Origin of the sequence: Gemmata sp. (assembly GCF_051859125.1) — a bacterium.
Taxonomy (GTDB): Bacteria; Planctomycetota; Planctomycetia; order Gemmatales; family Gemmataceae; genus Gemmata.
On the sequence record NZ_JBHYGG010000005.1, the window covers coordinates 20056 to 27989 of the forward strand.

The window sequence follows — 7934 nt, forward strand, 5'->3', positions numbered from 1 at the left end:
CGTGCGGGCGACGCAACCCCGACCGGCTTTCTCCACCCCCGGCCCCGCGGATCGGGTACAATCGGCGTACGCTGCCTATTCACCTCCGGGGCGGGTCAATCATGTCACGAGTCAAGGTGGTCGGGCTGGTTCTCGTGGTGACGGTGTGCCTGGGCTGGACCGCGGCCGACGACGGGTCGTTCACGGTCACGCGGGCGAAGAAACTCATCCCCGAGGCCGCCGGGCTCCCGGCCGAGGACCTCATCGGTATCATGCAGGGCGGGAACCCCGCCGGGGCCGCGCCCAAGAACGGCGACTCGCTCACCTGGGTCGTCCTGAACCTGGTCCCCGACCCCGAGGCGAAGTCGTTCCGGTACGCGAGCGAGCAGCCGAACCCGGTGAAGCTCGCGGGCGCGATCTGCGGGCCGAAGCGGCTCGACGGGTCGTACCGCCCGGTTTCGACCGCCATCCACCGGGAGTACATCACCGACTGCACCGCCACGGTGGACGGCGGCACCGCGACCGGCACCGTGACGTTCAAGGCCGAGGGGGCGTACGAGGGGGCCGCCGAGTACACCGCCCGCAAGAAGGACGGCGCGTGGCGGATCGAGGAGTTCCGGCTCCCGGACCTGAAGGTGACGCTGGTGCTCGGGGCCGACGGCAAGTGGGCGAAGAAGTGACGCCGCGCGGGGGCACGGCACATGACCGAGGCGGCGTGGCTGGCGGCAACGGCGATCGACCGCACGGTGCGGGAGTTCGCGCTCGCGCACCTGTCCGACCGGAAGCGGCGGCTGTTCGCGTGCGCGTGCTGCCGCCGCATCTGGGACGCGCTCCCCCACGACGACCTGCGCCACGGGGTCGAGGCGGCCGAACTCCACGCCGACGGGCTCCTGAACCCGCGCGGGGTGGCCGAGGCCCGCGAGCGGATCGACCGGCACACCGCCGCGCCCAACTTTCACGCCCTCGCGGTGAAGTGGGCACTGGACCGGCACGACCGGTTGCCGCTTTCCAGTTCGCAGTGCGCGAGCTACCAGGCGGCCGCGGCCGGGCGGCGGTTCTGGTCCGCGGCGTACCAGGCGGCCGTCGCCGCGGAGCAGGCCGAGCAGGTCGTGCTGCTCCGCGACATCGTCGGGAACCCGTTCCGCCCCGTGGCGTTCGCGCCCGAGTGGCGCACGCCCACCGCTCTCGCGCTCGCCCGTCAGATGTACGAGTCCCGCGACTTCGGCGCGATGCCGATTCTGGCGGACGCGCTCCAAGATGCTGGGTGCGACAGCGACGCCGTGCTGGCGCACTGCCGCGCCGCTGCGCCGCACGCCCGCGGGTGCTGGGTCGCCGATCTGGTGCTGGGCAAGGAGTGATACCAGGTCCGAAGGAACCGGAACCGTGGTGTCTTGGTCCGAGCCCGAGCGCCGAGCGAAGGGCAACGTGAACCCTCGCTCGGCGCTCGGGCTCGGACCCATGCGAACCCCACAGGTTCGGTAGGCCGCTACGTTACGGGAGGAGGTGAACCATGTCGTCTGCCGTTGCGACCCCGGACCCGTCCACCGTCACGCCCCCGCCCTTCGGGCCGAACACAGGTGCTCCGGACAGCCACACCAGTCGCGCCGGATCGCTCAACCAACGACCTGCCACTTCTCGACGTCGAACCGCACCGGCGTGACGCCCGGGGTCGGCTCGGGGTCGGGATCAGTTGCCTTGCCGATCAGCACGCACACCGCCAGCGAGTACCCGAGGTCGCGGAAGCGCGCGAGCAGCTTCAGGTCGGCGGCGACCGCGGCGGGGTTCGACCGGAACACCAGCGACACGGCCGCGAGCCGCCGGTCGCCCTGGCCGCGCTCGCCGAGTTGCCAGAACAGCAGGTCCGGCTGGCGGGCCGGGGCGTCCGGGTCGCCCTGCACGAGAACGTGCCCGAGGCCGCGCTGCACGGGGGCCGCCCGGTCCCACATGCGGCGGAACTCGGAGTAGAACTCCATCACGAACGAGCGCTCGCGGGCCTTGCGGGCGGCCGGCGGCTCGTCGGCCTCGGCCGGGGGGTACTCCCGCCCGTGCGCCGCGGCGAACCGCGGGTGCATGAGGTTCAGCGCCTCAACGACGAGCGACAGGAACGGGTGGTCGGTCATGTGCAATGCTTCTGGCTCGCCGGGCGGTTGGTCAACCGATGGTGTCTTTCCACTTCTTGACGCGGGCCTCGTCGATCACGCCTTCGCGTTTCCCGGCGGCGCACACCGACGACCGCACCGCGTAGAAGTCGGGCGTCACGCTCTTGAGCGGCTTCAGGTGCTCGGGCCGCAGCGACCCGCCGATCGCCACCGTCGTGTACACCCGCTGCAGGCTCTCGACCAGCTCTTGGATCTCGTCCGGCTTCATGAAGTCGAGCAGCGTCTTGCTGTCCTTCACGCAGGTGTCGATCAGGAACGCCTTGAACCGGAACCGCTTCGCGAACTTCGCCAGTTCCGCCGGCGGCACCGACTTCGCACGCTCCCAGTCGGCGTAGGCGACCGCGACCATCTCCATGCCGACGGGCAGTTCGCGGCGCGTGTCGAGCAGGTCCTCGCCCCAGCCCGGCGCCGGCGAGTACCCCGCCAGCCCCCACTTCACGTAGTTGAGCTTCAGTTCCATGTGCCAGTGGGCCTCGGTCAGCGCGTTCGGCGACCACTCGCCCAGCGCCGCGCTCACCGGCACCTTCCCCTTCACGGCGTCGATGACGGCGGCGACCACCTCGGCCTCGGCCGGGGCCAGCGACCCCTTCGCCGGCTCCTTGACGTCGATCAGGTCGGCCCCGCCGGCCAGCGCCGCTGCCACCTCGTCCGCCGACCGCACGCTCACGAGGAGCCCTGTCTTGGTGCCCATAGCAGAGTGAATCCTTCCAAGAGAAGCAGACCGCCGGTCGCAACCCTACGCGAGCGTAATGGCGTTCACCGTGAAGAACATCGTTTTCCCCGGGCACGCATGATACATGATCGGGCGGAGGTTCTGGAACACGAACCCGTGGAGCCCGGCGGGGCGGAACCACTCGGGGGCGTTGCGGTGCCCGGCGGCCGCGGCGGCGAACGCCTCTTGCGTGGGGTACCGCACGCAGTCGATCAGGTCGCCCACGCCGATCATGCCGCCGCGTAATGCGGCCAGTTCCCGCAGTTCCGGGGTGGTGACGAGCGCCCACCCCTCGGGCCGGTCGTCGGGCACCTTCGCGGCGTGGATCAGCACCCGGCCCCGGCGGGCGGTCCACCAAGTCCTGACTTCGACGGTCTTTACGCCGGCCACGAGCAGGGCCGCCCACGGCTGCTTGATCGAGATGGCGACGAGGCGGCCGGGTGCGGGGCCGGGATTCGCGCCCGGACGGAACCCGCTCTGTTCCTCTGGTGCATTTGTTGCCAAACCTGTTACCCTGAGCTAAAAGGTTAGTTGAGCCACTACCGGGTTCGTCGTGCGCGCCCGGGGCACCATCTGACCAAATCGCCACACCCCTTCTGGCGGTCCACAGATGCCGGTCCGTCTGGTCAGCCAGGAAGAACTCCCTGCCCCACTGCTGGGGTACAAGCTGATCGAGCGCCTCGGCCGGGGCGGGTTCGGCGAGGTGTGGAAGGTCGAGGCCCCCGGGGGGCTGCACAAGGCCGCGAAGTTCGTGTTCGGCGACCTCGACGCGATGGACGAGGACAGCCGGCCGGCCGAGCAGGAACTCAAGGCGATGAAGCGGGTCCGGGAGATCCGCCACCCGTACATCCTGTCCCTGGAGCGGTACGACCAGATCGACGGCCAGCTCATTATCATCATGGAGCTGGCGGACCGCAACCTGTGGGACCGGTTCCGCGAGTGCCGCGGGCAGGGGCTCCAGGGGGTGCCGCGGGAGGAGCTGCTCGGGTACATGGCCGAGGCCGCCGAGGCCCTGGACCTGATGAACACGCAGTACCAGATCCAGCACCTCGACATCAAGCCGCAGAACCTGTTCCTGGTCCACAACCACGTCAAGGTCGCCGACTTCGGCCTGGCCAAGGTGCTCGAAGGGGTGCGGGCCGCGGTCACCGGCGGGGTCACCCCGGTGTACGCCGCCCCGGAGACGTTCGAGGGGTGGGTGTCGCGGTTCTCCGACCAGTACAGCCTCGCCATCGTGTTCCAGGAGCTGCTCACCGGCAACCGCCCGTTCAACGGCACCAACACCCGCCAGTTGCTGATGCAGCACATGAACGGCACGCCGGACCTGAGCGGCCTGTCGGAGAGCGACGCGGCGATCATCGGCCGCGGGCTGAGCAAGAAGCCCGACGACCGGTACCCGACGTGCGGCGAGATGGTCCGGGCGCTGAAGCTGTCCGGGTCGCCGCTCGCGCAACTGATCGCGTCGCAGCGGGAGCCGATGGCCCCGGCCCCGTCGCAGCTCCGGCCGCCCGGCCGCTCGAGTTCGCCGACGGTCGCTGAGCTGGCCCTGGACCCGGCCGGGCCCAACCCGCCCAGCTCCGTGCAGCTCACCCGACTGGCCCCCGGCGGCCCCGGCCGGCTCGGCGAGGCCCCGCCCCAGGCGAAGAACAACGAGACCCCGCAGCCCGGCCGGCTCCCGCCGCTGGTGCAGGCCCGGCCGCACGGCGGCACCCCGCTGCCGACCGCCGGGTTCGGGGCCCGGCTCGTCACCCCGTCGACCGCTCACCCCGGGGGCTCGAACCCGGCCATGACGCTCCAGCGGCCGGTCATCTTCCAGACCGGGCGGATGGGCAGCCTCGGGATCGCGCCGCCGGAGAAGACCGGCGACGGCGTCCTGTTCCCGGCCCTGGTGCTGGCCATCGGGCAGACCGGCAAGCGGGTCGTCGAGGCCCTCAAGAAGCTCATCTGCGACCGGTACACCCACACCGACCGGGTGCCCAACGTCCGGTACCTGTACATCGACACCGACCCGGAGGCGGTCCCCAACAACCCGCCGGACCACCCCGACGGGCTGGCCCCGCACGAGGCCGTCCTCGCCCGGCTCAACCGCCCGGGGCACTACCTCCAGCGGGACTCGCTCCCGCCGGTCGACCCGTGGATGCCGCCGGGCGCGCTGTACCGGCTCCCGCGGAACCCGGCGGCCGCCGAGGGGGTCCGCGCGTTCGGGCGGCTCGCGCTGTTCGACCACTACCGGGTCATCGCCCAGCGGGTCCGGCAGGAGATCGAGGCGTTCATGATCGAGGGGCCGGTCGCCGAGGCGCACAAGAACACCAGGCTCGGGCTGCGGACGAACCGGCCCCGGGCGTACATCGTCACCGGCCTCGCCGGCGGGACCGGGGCGGGCATGTTCCTGGACGTCGCGTTCCTGCTGCGGCACGAGATGCGGCAGGTCGGGTACTTCAAGCCGGAGATCAACGGCGTCTTCTTCGCCCCGCCGGCGTCCAAGGCGAACCGCGGCGCGGCCCTGGGGAACGCCTACGCGGCGCTCACCGAGTTGCACCACTACCAGGCGAAGAAGGGGGTCTACCAGACCACGTTCGACAAGTCCGAGGCCCCCGTGGTGGACTCGGAGCCGCCGTTCTCCCGGGTCGCCGTGCTCCCGCTGCCCAGGGCCGTGGCCCCGCGGTCCCAGGCGGCGGCCGCCGGGCTGGCGGCCCGCGCCCTGTTCAACGAGGTGCTCACCCCGGTCGGCCGCGTCGCCGACGAGGGCCGCGACAAGTTGGCCCAGGCGGTGCCGGTCTCGGGGGCCACGTGCCAGACGTTCGGCCTGTTCCGCCTGTCGTGGCCCCGGCCCGAGATGCTGGCGGCCGCGACGTGCCGGTTCGCCCAGCGGCAGATCCAGCGGTGGACCGCCAAGGACGCGGCCCACCTGCACGAGCCGATCGCGACCTGGCTGGCCCAGCAGTGGACCGAGCGGCAGTTCGACCTGGAGACGATGGCCGAGGAGTTCCGCGGCGCGGTCCAGGAGACGCTCCGCGAGGACCCGGACCGGGTGGTCGACGCGATCATCAACCCGCTCCGCACCAACACCCCGTCCGGCGGCAAGTTCGACGCGGTCGCCGCCTGCACCGTCCTCGACGAGTTGCTCAAGCTCGTCGGCAAGCCGGACGCGGCCGAGGACGGGGCCGCCCCCGGGCTGGTCGTGGCCCCGCTCGCGGCCCGGCACGAGCGGCTGGTGAAGGACGCCGAGGGCCACATCGGGATGATGGCCGCGACGTTCATCGAGGTGCCCCAGTTCCGGCTCCCGGCCGCCGAGGAGGCGGTCCGCCAGGTCACCGACAAGCTCAAGCTCCAGGTGGACGCCCTGGCCCCGGTCCGCGACCTGCTGGAGAAGGACGTCCGCGCCCTGTGGACCAAGCTGGTGACCGCCATCGGCGCGCTCAACGCGGGCCGCGCGAGCCGGGCCGCCGAGATCGTCGAGCTGTTCAGCGAGTACCCCCGCAAGCGGATCAAGCTGCACGTCGCCGACAACTGCCTGGCCCTGTACCGCAAGCTCCTGGGCAACGCCCCCGAATACCTGCGGGAGATCAACTTCTGCCGCGGGAGCCTGGGCGAGATGCACGCGCAACTGGCCGCCGCCGCGCCCCAGTCGTCGGCCCCCGTGGGCGGCAAGCTCATCCTCCCCCCGGGGTGCTCGACGCTCGAGGAGGCCGCCGACCAGTTCCTCGCCGGCCTCGCCCCCGAGGAGCTCCTGACGTTCGAGCAGGGGCTCCAGAAGGAGGTGAAGCGGAAGCTCAAGAGCGTCGGCAGCGTGTGCCTGCACCCCAACGACAAGGGGCCGATCTTCCGCGAGATCCTGCTCCGCATGTCCCGCGAGTTCCTCGACAGGCACCTCGACCACGCCGACCCGGCGATGGTGTTCTTCCGGTACCGGTCCGAGGGCGACGCCGAGGCGCTGCTGGCCGAGGCCTACGAGGGGGCGGCCCCGGAGCTGGGCGCGAAGGGCGGCCCGGGCGGGCACTACGAGACGTTCGTGCTGGGCGTGCCGCCCGGCCCGGCCGGCGACGAGCTGCGCGACCTCGCGGCCAACGCGCTGCCCGGCGTCGAGGTCGCCCCCGCGGCGCTCCCCGACGACATCTGCTTCTACCGCGAACTCTCCCTGGTGCCGCTCTCCGCGCTCCCGCAGTTGAGCGAGCACGGCCGCGAGGCGTACCAGGCCATGGCCACCGGCGACCACCCGCCCCACGCCCGCATCGACATCCACTGGCAGCACGCCGGGCAGTAGCGCGTCACGTCGGCCTGCTTCGTCTTCTTCGTCCGACCCCGAGCGCCGAGCGAGGGTTCACGCGCACCCTCGCTCGGCGCTCGGGCTCGGACCGGAACCGAGGTGAACGATCACGTTCCGGTGCCGCCATGCCAGATCGCCCACTGGCTTATTTCATCACGTTCAGCACCTACGGGACGTGGCTCCACGGCGACGCACCGGGCTCAGTGGACCGGGAGCACAACACCGTCGGCATGCCGTGGCTCCCGCCCGCGTTGGAACTCCAAACAATCGCCCGCGAGCGGATGACGCAACCCCCGTACACCCTCGACGCCCCGCGGCGCGACACCGTCCGCGACGCGATCATCGACGAGTGCCAGTTCCGCGGTTGGCACGTCTTCGCACTCCACGTCCGCTCGAATCACGTACACCTGGTCGTATCGGCGGCCCGGGAGCCCGAGTTCGTAATGCGCGGGTGCAAGGCAAACGCGAGCAAGCGGTTGAACGGGGCGGGCTTCGAGGACCCGAACCGCAAGCGGTGGACTGAGCACGGCAGTACGCGGTACTTGTGGCACGAGGACGCCGTCGCGGCAGCGGTGAACTACACCCTCCACCAGCAGGGCGAACCAATGGCCGTGTACCCGACGCTGGAGTCGAATAGAGGTGCAGACCTGAACGCTCAGGGCGATTGAGCGCTGACGGGCAGACACAATACGAGAATGAGTGGAGAAATCGTGGTCCGAGCCCGAGCCCGAGCGCCGGGTGAGCGTGGCCCAAAACCCGGCGGTTGGTCCGAGCCCGAGCGCCGAGCGAGGGTTCACGCTCACCCCTCGCTCGGCGC

Annotated in this window: 7 protein-coding genes; 4 read left to right on the forward strand and 3 right to left on the reverse strand. The window is 71.3% G+C overall.

Annotation, left to right across the window (positions count from 1 at the left end; genetic code table 11):
• Positions 1-101: 101 nt before the first annotated feature.
• Both ACTIGN_RS01430 and ACTIGN_RS01435 read left to right on the forward strand, forming a co-directional pair.
• Positions 102-659 carry a hypothetical protein gene (locus ACTIGN_RS01430; protein WP_439620666.1) on the forward strand — a complete coding sequence of 186 codons (558 nt, stop codon included), beginning with the start codon at positions 102-104 and terminating at the stop codon, positions 657-659.
• A gap of 21 nt (positions 660-680) precedes the next feature.
• Positions 681-1337, forward strand: a complete 657-nt coding sequence (locus tag ACTIGN_RS01435; RefSeq protein ID WP_439620667.1) for a hypothetical protein — start codon at positions 681-683, stop codon at positions 1335-1337.
• Between the two features lie 255 nt (positions 1338-1592).
• Here the strand turns inward: ACTIGN_RS01435 and ACTIGN_RS01440 are convergent, their stop codons facing one another.
• Genes ACTIGN_RS01440 through ACTIGN_RS01450 form a run of 3 tightly spaced genes read right to left on the reverse strand, consistent with a single transcriptional unit; the run spans position 1593 to position 3354 of the window.
• Positions 1593-2099, reverse strand: a complete 507-nt coding sequence (locus ACTIGN_RS01440; protein WP_439620668.1) for a hypothetical protein — start codon at positions 2097-2099, stop codon at positions 1593-1595.
• A 31-nt stretch (positions 2100-2130) separates the two neighbouring features.
• Positions 2131-2829, reverse strand: a complete 699-nt coding sequence (locus ACTIGN_RS01445; RefSeq protein WP_439620670.1) for a (5-formylfuran-3-yl)methyl phosphate synthase — start codon at positions 2827-2829, stop codon at positions 2131-2133.
• A 45-nt stretch (positions 2830-2874) separates the two neighbouring features.
• Complete coding sequence (locus tag ACTIGN_RS01450; RefSeq protein WP_439620671.1) at positions 2875-3354, reverse strand: ASCH domain-containing protein; 480 nt, start codon at positions 3352-3354, stop codon at positions 2875-2877.
• Between the two features lie 106 nt (positions 3355-3460).
• Between ACTIGN_RS01450 and ACTIGN_RS01455 the strand changes: the two genes are divergently transcribed.
• Entirely contained in the window at positions 3461-7114 is a 3654-nt protein-coding gene (locus tag ACTIGN_RS01455) for a tubulin-like doman-containing protein (protein ID WP_439620672.1), read from the forward strand.
• 128 nt (positions 7115-7242) lie between these two features.
• On the forward strand, positions 7243-7785 hold the full coding sequence (locus ACTIGN_RS01460; protein WP_439620673.1) for a transposase: 543 nt from the start codon (positions 7243-7245) through the stop codon (positions 7783-7785).
• The last annotated feature ends 149 nt before the right edge of the window (positions 7786-7934 follow it).